The sequence below is a fragment of the Betaproteobacteria bacterium genome (assembly GCA_016720855.1).
Taxonomy (GTDB): Bacteria; Pseudomonadota; Gammaproteobacteria; order Burkholderiales; family Usitatibacteraceae; genus FEB-7.
In genome coordinates this window covers 220,874-236,809 of sequence record JADKJU010000002.1, presented here as the reverse complement: position 1 = coordinate 236,809, position 15,936 = coordinate 220,874, and the positions used below count along the sequence as shown (strand labels likewise).

Sequence of the window (15,936 nt, the reverse complement as noted above, 5' to 3'; positions counted from 1 at the left end):
CAGCCGTGCGCCTGAAGACTTCCCTGTTGATTGCCGCCCTCGTGGGCATGGTCGCAGGCACGATCCTGCTGATGCGCGGCGATGCCGGGCGAATCGGCGTTGCGCCCGGGTTCGGCGAAGGCTGCATCATCTGCCATGGCAACGTGACCGGCCTCGAAGGCCCGCACGCACCAGCGACCATCGGCTGCGCGTCGTGCCATGCGGGCGACAAGCGAACGCTCGACAAGGCGATCGCGCACGCCGGGATGGTGCTGGTGCCCGGCAACCTCGCCGATGCGGCGCGAACCTGCGGGCAGGCCGGATGCCATGAAGCCATCGTTCCGCGCGTGGAGCGCTCGATCATGGCCACGATGTCCGGCGTGATCGCGGTCAACCGCGCGGTTCTTGGCGAGTCCGCCCGGGAAGGCGCCCCCTTGCCGGACGCGAAGAACCTCGGGCACGGCGTTGCCGACAGCCACCTGCGCGAACTTTGCGTCGGCTGCCACCTCGGCCAGGCGAAGACGGACTGGGGCCCGGTTACTGAGGAATCACAGGGGGGCGGCTGCATCGCGTGCCACCTCGAATACGGCGCCGAGGCTGCGAAAGCGCTTGCCGGCTACGCGAAGATCCCGAGCCAGTCGCGCGTGGCGGCACCCTCATCGCACCCGGGCCTCACGCTCAATCCGCGAAACGACCACTGCTTCGGCTGCCACAGCCGCTCCGGCCGCATCGCGCTGGGTTACGAGGGCTGGCACGAGAGGCACACGCCGGACGGCAAGGCGCCAACAGGAATAAAGGGGACAGACCCCAGGGGTCTGTCCCCATTATTTCGCAAGCTCGCCGACGGGCGCTTCGTCGAGAAGATCGTCCCGGACATCCATCACGAACGCGGAATGGAGTGCATCGACTGCCACACGGCCAACGAGGTGATGGGGGCAGGCGCAGTGGTCGCGAGGAAGAGCCAGCAGTTGCGCGTCGGCTGCGAGGACTGCCATGCCCGCAAGCACGCGTCGGTGGCTGCGGAGTCGATGGACCCGGAATCGCGAAAGCTGATGGCGCTGAGGAAATGGACGCTGTCGCCAGGCAGCCGCATGGGCACGACGCGCGACGGCGACCCGATCGTGAACCTGGCCGTGAACGAAAGCGGGGGCGCGCGCCTGCTGCGCAAGCGTACCGGCCAGCCGCTCGAGTTGAAGCCGCCGCTTGCCGCCTGCACCGAGAACAAGGGCCATGAGCGGCTCTCGTGCGCGAGCTGCCACGCGGCCTGGGCACCGCGCTGCACCTCGTGCCACACGACGTTCGACCCGAAAGACGAAGGCTTCGATCACGCTGCGCAGAAGTGGGTCAAGGGAACCTGGAACGAGACTTCGGGACCCTTCGAGGCGACGCTGCCCACGCTGGGCGTGCTGGCCGAGGGTCGCGCGCGAGGCGCGATCGACACCTTCGTGCCGGGCATGATCATGACCTTCGATCGCAACCGGGAGGCCGGAAAGCCTCCCGATGTCCTCTTCCGGCGCCTGTACGCGAAGCTCTTCGCGCACACCATCCGGCGCGAGGTGCGGTCCTGCAAGTCGTGCCACAGCGACTCCGTGGCGCTGGGATTCGGAAAGGGCGCGTTGCGGTACGTGGTAACCGGCAACACCGGGCGCTGGCAGTTCGTGCCGGCGCAGAAGCCGTCCGCGCACGACGGGTTGCCCGAGGATGCGTGGACAGGCTTCCTGCAGGCGCGAACCGGCATGGTTTCGACCCGCGAAGGGGCGCGACCATTCTCCATCGAGGAACAGAAGCGCATCCTCACCGTCGGCGCGTGCCTCGCCTGCCACGCGGAGGATTCGGAAATGATGAAACAGGCCGCGTCGGACTTCGAGCCCGTTCTTGCGCGCCGCAGTGCCCGCTGCGCCCTTCCGGAGTGGTCGCGATGAGTCATCCCGATCGCCATTCGCGATCCTTCCGTATCGCCTTTGCGGCGATGCTGGGCGCGCTCGCCACCCTCGGCCCCTTCGCCGTGGACACCTACCTGCCCGCGTTCGGCGGCATGCAGAAGGCGCTCTCCGCGACGCCGATCGAGATGCAGCAGACGCTCTCGGCGTACCTGCTCGCCTTCGGTTTCATGTTCCTCTTCCACGGCGCGCTCTCCGACAGCTTCGGGCGCAAGCCGGTGATCGTGATCGGGCTCGCGGCCTTCACGATCGCTTCCGTCGGCGCCGCGCTCTCCACCAGCGTGCAAGCGCTCATCGGCTGGCGGATGCTGCAGGGCATCTCGACGGGCGCAGGCATCGTCGTGGGCCGCGCCATGATTCGCGATGTCTACCAGGACGAGGACGCGCAGCGCCTCATGTCGATGGTGACGGTGTTCTTCAGCCTCGCGCCCGTGGTCGCGCCCATCATCGGGGGCCTGCTGTTTTCGGCCTTCGGCTGGCAGTCGATCTTCTGGTTCCTGGCCGCCGTGGGCGCGATTCTGGCATTCGTTGCTGCCCGGTTTCTCCGGGAGACGCTTGCCGAGGAGTACCGCCATTCCTTCCATCCGAGGGCGTTGTTGCACGGTTACCGCGAAGTCGGGGCAAGCCGGCCGTTCCTGCTGCTTTCGCTCGCGATGGGCTTCAACTTCAACGCGTTCTTTCTCTACATCCTTTCGGCGCCGATGTTCCTCTCGACGCACCTGGGCCTCGCGCCCACCGAGTACGCGTGGCTGTTCATCCCGTCGATTGCCGGCATCGTGGTGGGCTCGCAGCTCTCCGGGCGCGCCGCCGGCAAGCTTTCGCGCGCGCAGGTGCTGCGCCGCGCCTACACCTTCATGGGGGTCTCGGCGGCCGCGAACGTCGCCTATTCGTTCGCCTTCGCACCGTCGATCCCGTGGGCGGTGATGCCGATCTTCTTCTACGCGATCGGCTCGGCAATGGCGATGCCGACGATCACCCTCACCACGCTCGATCTCTTCCCCACGCGGCGCGGCATGGCGGTCTCATTGCAGGGCTTCGTCTCGGGAATGATCAACACGATCACGGCGGGGATCATCGCGCCGGCCGTCTTCCACGACACGCGTTGGATGGCAGTCGCGATGGCGGTGATGATGCTGGCGGGCTTCGCCTGCTGGCGCGCGTATTACGCGGGCATGCGCCGACAGCGGCCCTGAACGCGCCCGGCGAGCGTCGGACATAATCGTGGCATGACGATGCCGGACATCTCCCGGGAGCCGCCGTGAACGAAGCCGCCGCGCGGGAGGTGCTGTTCGTCCGCGCCGTCGAGGCCGCGGACACGGCGGGCCAGGCGCTCTCGTCCGAGGATCGCGGCTATGCGGCGCGAGCCGCCGCCGAACTCGTGCGCTGGCAGGCGGCGGATCGGGGCGAGCGGCCCACGGCGGAGGCGTTCCTCGCCAAGCGCGCGGAGCTCCTCGCCGCCCGGCTCGCCGAGCGCTCGCCGCGCGCGCACCGGGCCGTCGTTGCGCTGCGCTGGCGGCCGTGGATCGGCGTGGCGCTGCCGCTCGCGGCCCTCGTCCTCGGGATTGCCATGGAACATGTCATCGACAGGCGGCACGTGAACATCCTCGCGTTCCCGCTGCTCGGCCTCGTCGCCTGGAACCTGGCGGTCTATGCCGGGCTACTCGCCCGGTGGGCGATGGGCGAAACGCACCGTGCCGGCGCAAGCCCCGGGGGATTGCGCCAGCTCGTGGCCGGGGTGCGAACGACGCTCGCCGCCCGCGTCCCGGGTCCGCTCGGCGGCACGCTCGCCGCATTCGCCCTCGATTGGGTTCAACGCGCCGCTCCCCTCGTCTCGGCGCGCGCGGGGCGCGTCCTGCATCTTTGCGCCGCCCTACTCGCGCTCGGCGCGATCGCCGGGCTGTATGTGCGCGGCCTGGCGTTCGAATACCGTGCCGGCTGGGAAAGTACCTTCCTCGACGCGAACGCGGTGCACGCGATCCTTGCGGTCTTCCTCGGGCCCGCGGCGTGGCTCGTCGGCCTGCCGCTGCCGGACGTGGAGCAGCTCGCCGCGCTACGCTGGGACGGGGTGGGTGCCGGCGAGAACGCCGGGCGATGGATCGTTCTCTACACCGTCACCGTCGCGCTGGTCGTTGTCGCCCCGCGGCTCCTCCTGGCCGCCGCTGCATGGTGGCGCGAGCGCTCGCTCTCGATGCGCTTTCCGGTCAGCCTCGACGAGCCCTACTTCCGCCGCGTGCTGGCGGGCTGGCGCGAGTCGCCGGCGCGGATTCGCGTCGTGGCCTACGGGTACACGCCCGCCCAGTCCGCCGCCGATGGCCTGCAGTGCCTCGCGGCGCATCTTTACGGCGACGACGCGCGGGTACATTCCGTGCGGCCCATCGCGTTCGGCGAGGAGGATGGGCCCTGGCCGTCTGGGGAAGGCGAATCGCCGGCCCCGGATCTCGTGATCGCGCTCTTCAACCTGGCGGCCACGCCGGAGACGGAAAATCACGGCGTCTTCCTCGAGGCGCTGCAGGCGCGAACGAAGGGCGCCCTGGCCATGATCGTGGACGAGTCGTCCTATCGCCGCCGGCTGGGCGAGCTCGAGGAGGCGAAGGCACGGCTCGAAGAGCGGCGGCAGGCGTGGTCGGGGCTCGCGGCCACGCGCGGGTTGCGCGCCGTCTTCGTCGACCTGGAGACGCCCGATCTCGCGGCAGCGGAACGCGATCTCGATTCCCTGCGCTCCGGGGCGGCATCGTCCGCGTGATGCCATGACGACGCTTGCCTCCACCGTCGAGCTGAGCCTCGTCTCGCACACCAACGCGGGAAAGACCACCCTCGCGCGCACGCTCCTGGGCCGGGACGTGGGCGAGGTGCGCGACGCGCCGCATGTCACCGATGTGGCCGAGGCACACGTCCTGCTCGAGACCCCGCAGGGCGACGTGCTGCGCCTGTGGGACACGCCGGGCTTCGGGGATTCGGTTCGTCTCGCGGCGCGCCTGCGGGCGGCGGACAACCCGATCGGCTGGATGATGCGCGAGGTGTGGGATCGCTACCGCAACCGGCCGCTCTGGTGCAGCCAGCAGGCGGTTCGCGTGGCGCGCGATTGCGCGGACGTGGTGCTCTACGTCGTCAACGCAGCGGAGGACCCGCGCGATGCCGGGTACTTCGCGCCCGAGATGCAGATCCTCACGTGGATCGGCAAGCCGGTGATGCTGCTCCTGAACCAGGTGGGGCCGCCGCGCGCCGCCGGCGAGGAAAAGGCGGATGAGGACCGCTGGCGCACGAGCGTTGCCCCGTTCGCCGTGGTGCGCGATGTGCTGACCCTCGACGCGTTCGCCCGCTGCTGGGTGCAGGAGGCCACGCTGCTGCGCCGTGTCGCGCCGCTGCTTCCACCCCACAAGGAGGCGGCATTCGGCAGGTTGCTCGCTGCGTGGCAGGCGCGGGGTGCGCAGCGGTTCGGGCAGTCGATGGACGTGCTCGCCGGGCAACTCGTGGCGGCGCTCTTCGATCGCGAGGCGGCGGGTCCCGCGACGCACGCCGATCGCGCCGGGCGAGTGCTGAGGGCGCTGGGATTCGGCCGCGACGTGGCCGAGGGCGAGCGCGAGCAGGCCATGGCCGCACTGGCCGAGCGGGCTGACGAAAACATCCGCGCCGCCACGACACGGTTGATCGAATTGCACGGACTGCACGGAGAAGCGGCATCGACGGTGCTCGAGCGGATTCGCGAAAACTACGCCGTCACGGCGCCGGCCAGCGAGGGCAAGGCGGCCGCTATCGGCGGCATCGTTTCCGGCGCGCTCACCGGGCTCGTCGCCGATCTTGCCGCGGGCGGACTCACGCTCGGCGCCGGGATCGTGGCCGGGGCGATCGCCGGTGCCGTGGGCGGCGCGGGCATCGCGAGGGGCCACAATCTCGTGCGGGGCATCGAGGGCACGTCGGTTGCATGGAGCCCGGAGTTCCTGAACGGCCTCGTGCGTTCGGCCTTGCTGCGCTACCTGGCGGTCGCGCATTTCGGGCGCGGGCGGGGCGCCTATGCCCAGGCAGAAGCGCCTGCCTTCTGGAAGGACGAGGTGGCGCGCGCGTTCGACGCGCACCGTCCTGCGTTCGAAGCGCTTTGGGAGAACGCCCGCACCTCGCCGGACGAGGCCCAGGTGCGGACCGATCTGCGCTCGCTCCTGTCGGACGCGGCGGCCGGGATCCTCGAGAGGCTCTATCCCGGCGCGCTTCCCGGCGGCTTCGATCTGGGCGGTGCCGGCCAGGCAGCATCCGATCCGGACCGCGAGATCCCCTGAGAGCCCGGGTGCTTCGCGCCTACGCAGTTTGTTGGCAGCGGGTCTCGCGCGTGAACACGAGGAGAACCAGCGCGAGCGCGCCCCACGCGAAGAGCATCGAGAAGGCGCTGCGGTAGGCCGCGAGGTCGTAGAGCCGCGCGCCGCCGGGCGTGAGCGCGCCCGTCCAGTGGCGGTCGAGCACCCAGCCGACCAGCGGCTGCATGATCAGCCCGCCGATCATCACGCCCATGTTCACGATTCCCGATACCGTTCCCGCGAGCCGCGCGGGAACGCTTTCCTTGGCGAACGGGAACGTGAGGATGAAGGCGCCGCCGACGAGGCCGAGCAAGGCCAGCAGCACGGCGAGCATCGTGCGGCTCCAGCCCGGCACCCAGACGATCACCGCCCAGAGCACCATCGTGCCGAGCAACCCCGCGATAAAGGGCAGCTTGCGTCCGCCCAGGCGCTCCGAGATCGGCCCGTAGGCGATGCTGCCCACGCTCCACGCGACGAGGGTGAGCGAGGCGAGCAGCGCCGCCTCGGCCGTTGTGTATCCGTAATGGGTGGTGAGGAAGGGCACGCCCCACAGCCCCGCGAACATGAGCACGATGCCCGAGAACGCGCCGGGTATGAAGAAGATCAGCGCGGTGTTGCGGTAGCCGAATACGGCGCGCAGGTCCGCCCAGACCGAGCCGTCCTTCGCTCCGCCCGAGGCATGCGGAAAATACGAGTCGAAGCCGCGCTCCGAAGGATCGTCGCGTGTGACGAGCCAGATGGCCACCGCCACGCACGCCGTCACCGCGGCGCTCGCGACCATCACGGCTCGCCAGCCCATGATGTCCACGACGAGGCGTAGCGGGGCGCCTGCCAGGGTTGCGCCCATCACGCCCACGAAGAGCGCCATTCCGCTCGCCAGCGCGAACTGGCGCGACGGCATCCAGTGGTTCGCGAGCTTGAGCATCGCGACGAACGCCACGCCGGCGGCCGCACCGATCGCGAGGCGCCCGGCATTGGCGACGTAGGCCGTGGGCGCGAGGGCGAAGACGAGCGTGCCCACGGCCGTGAGCGCCGCGCCGGCCGTGAGCAGCTTCCTCGGTCCCCAGCGGTCCGCGATGAGCCCGGTCGGAATCTGCATGGCGACGTAGCTGTAGAAGTAGAACGCGGAGAGGTTGCCGAGCCCCGCCCCCGTGAGCGCGAACTCGCGCGTGAGCTCCTGCACGAGCACCGCGGGCGCAACGCGCTGGTAGAACGCGATGAGGTAGAGGGCGGCGCCCAGTCCCCAGACCAGCCAGGCGAGGGAAGCGGGCGGATACCCGCGGCCTGGGCTCACCGTCCGGAAACTTGCGGCGCGAGCTTCAGTACTGCTGCCAAGGCAGCCCCGCGACCCGCCAGCCATTCTTCGAGTTGCGGTGGTGGCTCTCGTCGAGGTCACCCTCGAAGCCGTGCAGCACGTTGACCACGTGCTGGAACCCGGCGGCCTCGAGCACGTTTCCCGCCTCGACCGTGCGGTTGCCGCTGCGGCAGATGAGGAGGATCGGCCGGTTGCGGAAGTTGGCGCCCGCGAGCTTCTTCACCTGCCCCACGAAATGCGGGTTCAGGTCCCACTCGGCGCCGTCGTACCAGGGCACCATCATCGCGCCCACGGGATGGCCCACGAACATGAACTCCATCTCGCTGCGCACGTCGATGAAGACCGCGTCCGGGTGGTCCTGGAGGTAGGCGTGGGCTTCCTTGGGCTCGAGATGTTCCATGGTCGATGGGCGTGGCAAAGGAGCGACGGGCCATTATAGACGGCGCTGCGCGCGGGCCGGGCTACAATGACATCCCCGTTTTCGATCCACTCGCCACCGCCATGAACGCTCCCGACACCCCGTTCCGCCTCGATTCCGCCATCGCCGCCGCTGCCGAGCGCGTGGAGGCGAAAGTCGTCTCCTGGCGCCGCGACTTCCACGAGCATCCGGAACTGGGCAACCGCGAGGTGCGCACGGCCGCCATCGTGGCGAAGCACCTGCGCGCCCTGGGCCTGGACGAAGTGCGCGAGAAGGTTGCCGTGACCGGCGTGGTGGGGGTGCTCAAGGGCGGCAAGCCCGGCCCGGTTGTGGCGCTGCGCGCGGACATGGATGCGCTTCCCGTGAAGGAGGAGGTGGATGTCCCCTTCGCGAGCAAGGTCATGGCCGAGTGGAACGGCCAGCAGTGCGGCGTGATGCACGCCTGCGGGCACGATGCGCACACCTCTATCCTCATGGGCGTGGCCGAGGTGCTCGCCGGAATGCGCGCGGAGATACCCGGCACCGTCGTCTTCGTGTTCCAGCCGGCGGAGGAAATGCCGCCCATCGGGGAGGAAGGGGGCGCCAAGCTGATGGTCGAGGAGGGCTGCCTCGCCGATCCGAAGGTGGAGGCGATCTTCGGCCTGCACGTCACCTCGATCCATCCCACGGGCCGCATCGGCTACCGCTCGGGGCCGCTCATGGCCTCGGCGGACCAGTTCCGCGTGTTCATCCGCGGCGTGCAGACCCACGGCGCGATGCCGTGGCGCGGCGTGGATCCCATCGTCGTCGGATCGCAGGTCGTGATGGGCCTGCAGACGATCGTCTCGCGCAGCCTCAACATCGCCAAGGAGCCGTCGGTGGTCACCGTGGGCGTGTTCCAGGGCGGCGTGCGCAACAACATCATTCCCGACGAGGTGAAGCTCGAGGGCACCATCCGCACCTTCGACGAGGATCAGCGCGACGAGATCCACGCGCACGTCACGCGCATCACCGAGATGATCTCAGCGGCCGGCGGGGCGAAGGCGCACGTACATATCCACCGGGGCTATCCCGTCACGGTGAACCACCCCGGCCTCACGCAGTGGTCGCTCCCGACCCTGTCGCGCATCGCGGGCGAAGGCAACGTGCAGGTCGTGGACAAGGTGTGCGGGGCCGAGGATTTCTCCTATTACCAGCAGGCCGTGCCGGGCTTCTTCTACTTCATGGGCTGCACGCCGCCGGACAAGGACTCGCTCACCGCCGCGCCCAACCACAGCCCGCGCTTCTACGTGGACGAGGCCTGCCTCAAGCTCGGCGTAAAGACCCTCTCCGCCCTTGCCCTCGACTGGCTCGCCGCGAATTAGAAAAAGGGGTCTGTCCCCTTTTTTGGGACTTGCAGGGGCGGTTGCGCAGGATCAAATGCCCCCGCATCCGTTACAGGTCATACTTGCCCACCATGACTCGCCGCCGTCGCACCATTGCCGCTTTCTTTGCCGCGTTCGCGCTGCTGTTCGCGCAGTTGGCGGTGTCGGCGCACGTGTGCACGCTGCATGAATCGCCGGCCAAGGCCGAAGTGATGGCTCACCATGAAGGGTGCGCCGGGTCCATGCAGAAGGACGAGACACCGGCAGGCGATGGCGTCTGCGCCGGCCACTGCCAGTACGGAAGCGCCTCCTTCGACAACGCGCAGCCCGCCGCCGCGGTGGATACCGACGGCCCGGTTCTTCGCGTCGAGACTCCCGCAGCGGCCGCCTCGGCCGATGCGCGCCCGGACTGGCGCTTCGCGCTCGCCGCGGCACCCCCCCCACCCGCCATCCTCTTCGGCGTCCTGCGCATCTGACCTCCCGGTGATGTTTCCGGTCCGCGGCGTTCGCGGCCGGCTTTCATCGCTTCCGGAGGTCACATGTCGATTCCATCCTTCGTCCGCCCGCAACGGACACGCAAGACCGCCCCACCCCTGCACCGGGTGGCCGCCGCGATCCTCGCGACCCTGGCTCTCGCGCCGGGCCTGGCCCAATCCGCCTTGCCGGGCCGCAGCGTCGAGAGCTTTCTCGAGCTGGCTCGCGATCGCAACCCGGAGCTGGCCGCCATGCGCCACGAAGCCGCCGCCGCCCGCGAGCGCCCCGAGTCTGCAGGCGCGCTGCCCGACCCGATGTTCAAGGTGGAACTCATGGACATCACGAACGCGGGCACGGACGCGAATCCGAGCATCGTGCCGTCGCGGATCGGCAGCACCAAGTACACGCTTTCGCAGCCCTTGCCCTGGTTCGGCAAGCGCGACGCGAAGCGCGAGGGCGCCGTGGCCGACGCCGAGGCAGCCGCGAGCAAGGCCGACGGAACATGGCTGGAACTCGCCACGCGGGTGAAGGTGGCCTACGCGCAGTACTACTACGCCTCCGAGAACGAAAAGCTTGTTCGCGAGCTGCTGGATCTCATGGCGCGGCTGGAAAGCATCGCCCAGGCGCGTTACTCGGGGGGTCTCGCCGCGCAGCAGGATGCGATCCGCGCGCAGGTCGAGCAGACGACGATGCGCACGGACCTCGTGGTGATCGACTCGGAGAAGCGCCGCGCAGCCGCGCGCCTCAACTCGCTGGTCGCGCGCCCCGCGGCGTCCCCGCTCGCGCAACCCGAGCGCATCCGCCCCATCCCGCCGCCGGCGCGACTGCGGCCCGCGGATCTCGAGGAGCGCTATCGGGCCCGCAACCCGGTCCTCGCGGCCGAAGAGGCGCGCGTTCGCTCCGCCGGAAAGGCGATCGAGTTCGCCGACCTGAACCGCTATCCCGACCTGAGCATCGGCGTGTCGCCCACGCAGATGGGGAGCCGCATCGCGGAATGGGGGCTGATGCTCGAGCTGAACATTCCCCTGCAGCAGGACAGCCGGCGCGCCCAGGAGCGCGAGGCGCGCGCGATGCTCGAGGCCGCCCGGTCGCGCCTCGACGCCGCGACCGTTTCGTCTCTCGGTGAACTGGGCGAAACCCTCGTCGCCCTCGATGCCGCGGTCCGCACCGAGGCGCTGGCCGCCGGCAGCCTGCTGCCGCAGGCGCAGCTCACCTACGAGTCCGCGCTCGCCGGCTACGAGAACGGCAAGGTCGACTTCGCCACGCTGCTGGACGCGCAGCGCCAGATCCGGCGCGCGAAGCAGGAGCGGCTCAAGGCCCAGGCGGAGGCGCAGATGCGCCTGGCCGACATCGAACGCATCGTGGGAGAGGAACTATGAAGACCGGAATCGCAATCGTCGTGGGTGTCGTGGTGTTGGCGGCCGCGGCGGGCGGATACGTCCTCGGAACGCGCCAGGCGACGAGTCCCGCGCAGGCAATGGCCAGCGCTGGCGCGCCTGCATCGGCACCCGCGGCGAAGCAGGAGAGGAAGCTTCTCTACTACCGCAACCCCATGGGCCTGCCCGACACCTCGCCCGTGCCCAAGAAGGACCAGATGGGCATGGAATACATCCCCGTCTATGAAGGGGAAGAACCCGCCCCGTCCGGGAACGAGCTCAGGATCCCGATCGATCGCCTGCAGAAGCTGGGTGTGCGAACGCAGGTCGCGGAACGCCGCGCGATCGAGCGGATCGTGCGCGCCTCGGGCCGGGTGGAGGTCGACGAGCGGCTCCTGGCCACGATCGCGCCCAAGTTCGAGGGATACGTCGAGCGCCTGCACGTGAACATCACCGGGCAGCCGGTCACCAAGGGGCAGCCGCTCTTCGAGGCATACAGCCCCGAGCTCGTCTCCGCGCAGCGCGAGTACGCGATCGCCTCCCGCGGCGTGAAGGCCCTGAAGGACGCGAACGCGGAGAGCCGCTCGGGCATGGCGCAACTGGCCGAATCGAGCCTCACGCGCCTTCGCAACTGGGATGTCTCCGACGAGCAGATCGCCGCTCTCGAGAAGACGGGCGAAGCCAGTCGCAGCATCACCTTCCGCTCCCCGGCGACGGGCATCGTGATGGAGAAGAAGGCGGTCTCGGGAATGCGCTTCATGCCCGGCGAGATGCTCTACCAGGTGGCGGACCTGTCGCGCGTCTGGGTGCTCGCCGACGTGAACGAGCAGGACATCGGCCTGATCGCCAACGGGCGAAAGGCGCAGGTGCGCATCAACGCCTATCCGGACAAGCGTTTCGAGGGCGTGGTCACCTATGTCTACCCCACGCTGAAGATGGAGACGCGCACCGTTCCCGTGCGCCTCGAGCTTGCCAATCCCGGCGGGCTCCTCAAGCCCGGCATGTATGCGCAGGTCGAGCTTGCCTCGCACGGCGCGGGCCAGGTGATCGCGGTCCCGGTGTCGGCGGTGATCGATTCCGGCGTGCGCCGTGTCGTGATCGTGCAGGTGGGCGAAGGCCGGTTCGAGCCACATGACGTGGAGCTGGGCGCGCGCAGCGACGAGTGGGTGGAAGTGAAGTCGGGCGTGAAGGAAGGCGATGCCGTGGTGGTGGCCGCGAACTTCCTGATCGATGCCGAGAGCAACCTGCGTGCCGCGCTGAGCGGCCTTGGCGGCGCGCCCAAGGGCGGCGGCGAAGCGAAGGGTTCCGTGAGCCACCATGCCGACGGCACGCTCGATGCGATCGACGCGAAGGCCGGCACCGTGACCATCACGCACCAGCCCGTCGCGAGCCTCAAGTGGCCCGGGATGACCATGGATTTCGCGCTGGCCAACTCCTCGCTCGTCTCGGGCGTGAAACCCGGCGCGGCCATCGGCTTCGATTTCGTGGAGAGGAAGCCCGGCGAATGGGTGATCACCGCGATCGGTCCGCAAGGCACGCCGGGCAGCGCGGGCAAGGGGCATTGAGATGCTGAACGCCCTCATCGCATGGTCGGCGAGGAACAAGTTCCTCGTCCTGCTCGCGAGCTTCGCGGTCACGCTGGCCGGCATCTTCGCGGTGGTGAAGACGCCGCTGGATGCGCTGCCGGACCTGTCCGACGTGCAGGTGATCATCTACACCGAGATGCCCGGCCAGGCGCCCCAGGTGGTCGAGGACCAGGTCACCTACCCGCTCACGACGGCGATGCTTTCGGTGCCGAAGTCGAAGGTGGTCCGCGGCTTTTCCTTCTTCGGCGCCTCCTTCGTCTACGTGATCTTCGAGGACGGCACCGACATCTACTGGGCCCGGTCGCGCGTGCTCGAGTACCTCAACTTCGCCGCAGGGCGCCTGCCCCGGGGCGTCACGCCGCAGCTCGGTCCCGATGCCACGGGCGTGGGCTGGGTCTACCAGTACGCGGTGCAGGGGAAGAACCGCACGCTCGCGGAGCTTCGCACCATCCAGGACTGGTTCCTGCGCTACCAGATCACGAAGGCGCCCGGCGTCTCGGAAGTGGCCTCCGTCGGCGGCTTCGTCCAGCAGTACCAGGTGATCGTGGACCCCGTGAAGCTGCGAAGCTATGGCGTGCCGCTCATGAGGGTCTCGCAGGTCATCCGCGACTCCAACCGCGACGTGGGCGGGCGCGTGATCGAGATGGCGGAGACGGAGTACATGGTGCGCGGCCGCGGCTACCTGCGCGGCAAGGCGGACATCGAGGGCCTGGTCGTGAAGGCGCAGAAGGGCACGCCCGTGCTGATCCGCGACATCGCCCGCGTGGAGATGGGCCCCGACGAGCGCCGTGGAATCGCGGAACTCAACGGCGACGGGGAGATGGTCTCCGGAATCGTCGTCGCCCGCTACGGCCAGAACGCGCTCGACGTCATCCGCAACGTGAAGGACAAGATCGCGGAGATCGCGAGCGGCCTGCCCGAGGGCGTGACCGTCGAGACGGTCTACGACCGGTCCGACCTCATCCACCGCGCCATCGAGACGCTGAAGTCCACCCTCTTCGAGGAGAGCGTGATCGTGGCAGCGGTCTGCATCGTCTTCCTGCTGCACGTGCGAAGCGCGCTGGTGGCGATCGTGATGCTGCCCATCGGCGTGCTGATCGCTTTCCTTTGCATGCGCGCGCTCGGCATCAACTCCAACATCATGAGCCTGGGCGGAATCGCCATCGCCATCGGCGCGATGGTGGATGCGGCCATCGTGATGATCGAGAACGCGCACAAGCACCTCGAACGCCTGAAGCCCGGCGAATCGCGCGCCGAGGCGATGATCGAGGCGTGCAGGGAGGTGGGCCCCGCGCTTTTCTTCTCGCTCCTCATCATCACGGTGTCGTTCCTGCCCGTGTTCACCCTCGAGGCCCAGGAAGGGCGGCTCTTTTCCCCGCTCGCCTACACCAAGACGTTCTCGATGGCCGGCGCGGCGATCCTGTCCGTGACGCTGGTGCCGGTCCTGATGGGCCTCTTCATCCGGGGCAAGATCATCCCCGAGTCGAAGAATCCGCTGAACCGGTTCCTCATCGCGATGTACCGACCCCTCATCGCCCTGGTCATGCGCTGGAAGAAGACGACGCTCCTGATCGCCGTCGTGATTCTCGGCGTCACGGTCATCCCCGCATCCAGGCTCGGCACGGAGTTCATGCCGCGGCTCAACGAAGGGACGATCCTGTACATGCCCACGTCGCTGCCGGGCATGTCGGTGACCAAGGCGGCGGAACTGCTGCAGATCCAGGACCGCATCCTCAAGAGCTTTCCGGAAGTGGCGAGCGTGGCGGGCAAGGCCGGGCGCGCGCAGACCGCGACCGACCCGGCGCCGCTCGAGATGTTCGAGACCATCGTGAACCTGAAGCCCGAGGCGCAGTGGCGGCCCGGAATGACGGTGGACAAGCTCATCGCGGAGATGGACAAGGCGATGCAGTTCCCGGGGGTGGCGAACGCCTGGACGATGCCCATCCAGGCGCGGATCGACATGCTCTCCACGGGCATCCGCACGCCCATCGGCATCAAGGTGTTCGGCAAGGACCTGGACGAGATGGAGCGGGTCGCGCGCGACATCGAGACCGTTATCAAGGACGTGCCCGGAACGACCAGCGCCTATGCGGAGCGGATCACGGGCGGCTACTACCTGGACATCGAGCCCGACCGCGCCGCGCTGGCCCGCTATGGCCTGGCGATCGGCGACCTGCAGGACGTGATCCAGACGGCGCTGGGCGGCGAGATGGTCACGACGACCGTGGAAGGGCGTGAACGCTTCGGCGTGATCGTCCGCTATCCGCGGGGGCTGCGCTCGGATCCGCAGACCATCGCCGACCAGGTGCTGGTGCCGACGATGCCGGAAATGGGCCAGGCGCCCGCCATGGTTCCGCTGGGCCAGGTGGCCAGGCTCAAGGTGACCAAGGGCGCCCCCGCCATCCGCACGGAGAACGCGCTCCTGTCGGCCTACATCTACGTCGACATCCAGGGCCGCGACATCGGCAGCTTCGTGGCGGATGCGAAGAGGGCCGTGGCGACGAAGGTCGATTTCGCGCCGGGCTACTACATCGCGTGGAGCGGCCAGTTCGAGTACATGGAGCGCGCGGTGGAGAAATTGAAGATCGTCGTGCCGCTGACCCTCCTCGCGATCGTCGTCTTGCTGTACCTCAACTTCCGGCGCATGACGGAGACGCTGATCGTGATGCTCTCCGTGCCCTTCGCGCTGGTGGGTGGCGTGTGGCTGGTGTGGGCGCTGGGCTACAACGTGAGCGTGGCGGTGGCCGTCGGCTTCATCGCGCTCGCCGGGGTGGCGGCGGAGACCGGCGTGGTGATGCTCATCTACCTCGAGCATTCCTGGAAGCGAATCCGCGAGGAGCGTGGGACCCACGCCAGCGCGGCCGACCTCTATGCGGCGGTCATGGAGGGCGCCGTCGAGCGCGTGCGGCCCAAGATGATGACCGTGGTCGCCATCATGGCGGGCCTGCTGCCGATCATGTGGAGCACGGGGACCGGGTCGGAGGTCATGCGCCGGATCGCCGCGCCCATGGTGGGGGGCATGGTGTCCTCGACCATCCTCACCCTCATCGTGATTCCGGCGATCTACGCGCTCGTGAAGGGCCGCGGGCTTCTCGACGCGCCCGGCCGATGATCGCGACGAGACTGATCATCCGGCGACGAACCGTTCAAGCGGGGCCTTTGCGGGGCAGCGTACAGACACGTGGCCCGTGCGGCGCGTAGCGTACCCATTTTGGGAGC

11 protein-coding genes are annotated in these 15,936 nt (G+C 68.9%); 9 read left to right on the top strand and 2 right to left on the bottom strand.

Going from position 1 to position 15,936, the window contains the following annotated elements:
* Positions 1 to 5: 5 nt before the first annotated feature.
* The 4 genes from IPP91_08230 (at position 6) to IPP91_08215 (ending at position 6,190) form a co-directional block, all read left to right on the top strand.
* Entirely contained in the window at positions 6 to 1,901 is a 1,896-nt protein-coding gene (locus IPP91_08230; protein ID MBL0142055.1) for a hypothetical protein, read from the top strand.
* Complete coding sequence (locus tag IPP91_08225) at positions 1,898 to 3,112, top strand: multidrug effflux MFS transporter (protein MBL0142054.1); 1,215 nt, start codon at positions 1,898 to 1,900, stop codon at positions 3,110 to 3,112. The genes IPP91_08230 and IPP91_08225 overlap by 4 nt, the downstream gene beginning before the upstream one ends.
* Positions 3,113 to 3,177: 65 nt before the next feature.
* Entirely contained in the window at positions 3,178 to 4,662 is a 1,485-nt protein-coding gene (locus tag IPP91_08220) for a DUF2868 domain-containing protein (protein ID MBL0142053.1), read from the top strand.
* Between the two features lie 4 nt (positions 4,663 to 4,666).
* Positions 4,667 to 6,190, top strand: a complete 1,524-nt coding sequence (locus IPP91_08215) for a DUF3482 domain-containing protein (GenBank protein ID MBL0142052.1) — start codon at positions 4,667 to 4,669, stop codon at positions 6,188 to 6,190.
* A gap of 19 nt (positions 6,191 to 6,209) precedes the next feature.
* Here the strand turns inward: IPP91_08215 and IPP91_08210 are convergent, their stop codons facing one another.
* Both IPP91_08210 and IPP91_08205 read right to left on the bottom strand, forming a co-directional pair.
* Positions 6,210 to 7,565: an MFS transporter gene (locus tag IPP91_08210; protein ID MBL0142051.1), complete on the bottom strand. Its 1,356-nt coding sequence runs from the start codon at positions 7,563 to 7,565 to the stop codon at positions 6,210 to 6,212.
* Entirely contained in the window at positions 7,525 to 7,920 is a 396-nt protein-coding gene (locus IPP91_08205; protein MBL0142050.1) for a rhodanese-like domain-containing protein, read from the bottom strand. The genes IPP91_08210 and IPP91_08205 overlap by 41 nt, the downstream gene beginning before the upstream one ends.
* 101 nt (positions 7,921 to 8,021) lie before the next feature.
* On the opposite strand from IPP91_08205, the gene IPP91_08200 reads away from it, so the two are divergent.
* The 5 genes from IPP91_08200 (at position 8,022) to IPP91_08180 (ending at position 15,829) form a co-directional block, all read left to right on the top strand.
* The gene (locus IPP91_08200; GenBank protein ID MBL0142049.1) at positions 8,022 to 9,281 is read left to right on the top strand and encodes an amidohydrolase; all 1,260 of its coding nucleotides are present in this window, start codon (positions 8,022 to 8,024) and stop codon (positions 9,279 to 9,281) included.
* A 92-nt stretch (positions 9,282 to 9,373) separates the two neighbouring features.
* Positions 9,374 to 9,757 carry a hypothetical protein gene (locus IPP91_08195; GenBank protein ID MBL0142048.1) on the top strand — a complete coding sequence of 128 codons (384 nt, stop codon included), beginning with the start codon at positions 9,374 to 9,376 and terminating at the stop codon, positions 9,755 to 9,757.
* Between the two features lie 63 nt (positions 9,758 to 9,820).
* On the top strand, positions 9,821 to 11,134 hold the full coding sequence (locus IPP91_08190; GenBank protein ID MBL0142047.1) for a TolC family protein: 1,314 nt from the start codon (positions 9,821 to 9,823) through the stop codon (positions 11,132 to 11,134).
* Positions 11,131 to 12,696: an efflux RND transporter periplasmic adaptor subunit gene (locus IPP91_08185; GenBank protein MBL0142046.1), complete on the top strand. Its 1,566-nt coding sequence runs from the start codon at positions 11,131 to 11,133 to the stop codon at positions 12,694 to 12,696. Before IPP91_08190 ends, IPP91_08185 begins: the two co-directional genes overlap by 4 nt.
* 1 nt (position 12,697) lies before the next feature.
* On the top strand, positions 12,698 to 15,829 hold the full coding sequence (locus IPP91_08180; GenBank protein ID MBL0142045.1) for an efflux RND transporter permease subunit: 3,132 nt from the start codon (positions 12,698 to 12,700) through the stop codon (positions 15,827 to 15,829).
* Positions 15,830 to 15,936: the final 107 nt, after the last annotated feature.

Coding starts and splice junctions, on each gene's coding strand:
- IPP91_08225 (MBL0142054.1), top strand. CDS start 1,898: ATGAGTCATCCCGATCGCCATTCGCGATCCTTCCGTATCGCCTTTGCG.
- IPP91_08215 (MBL0142052.1), top strand. CDS start 4,667: ATGACGACGCTTGCCTCCACCGTCGAGCTGAGCCTCGTCTCGCACACC.
- IPP91_08210 (MBL0142051.1), bottom strand. CDS start 7,565: ATGGCTGGCGGGTCGCGGGGCTGCCTTGGCAGCAGTACTGAAGCTCGC.
- IPP91_08205 (MBL0142050.1), bottom strand. CDS start 7,920: ATGGAACATCTCGAGCCCAAGGAAGCCCACGCCTACCTCCAGGACCAC.
- IPP91_08200 (MBL0142049.1), top strand. CDS start 8,022: ATGAACGCTCCCGACACCCCGTTCCGCCTCGATTCCGCCATCGCCGCC.
- IPP91_08195 (MBL0142048.1), top strand. CDS start 9,374: ATGACTCGCCGCCGTCGCACCATTGCCGCTTTCTTTGCCGCGTTCGCG.
- IPP91_08190 (MBL0142047.1), top strand. CDS start 9,821: ATGTCGATTCCATCCTTCGTCCGCCCGCAACGGACACGCAAGACCGCC.
- IPP91_08185 (MBL0142046.1), top strand. CDS start 11,131: ATGAAGACCGGAATCGCAATCGTCGTGGGTGTCGTGGTGTTGGCGGCC.
- IPP91_08180 (MBL0142045.1), top strand. CDS start 12,698: ATGCTGAACGCCCTCATCGCATGGTCGGCGAGGAACAAGTTCCTCGTC.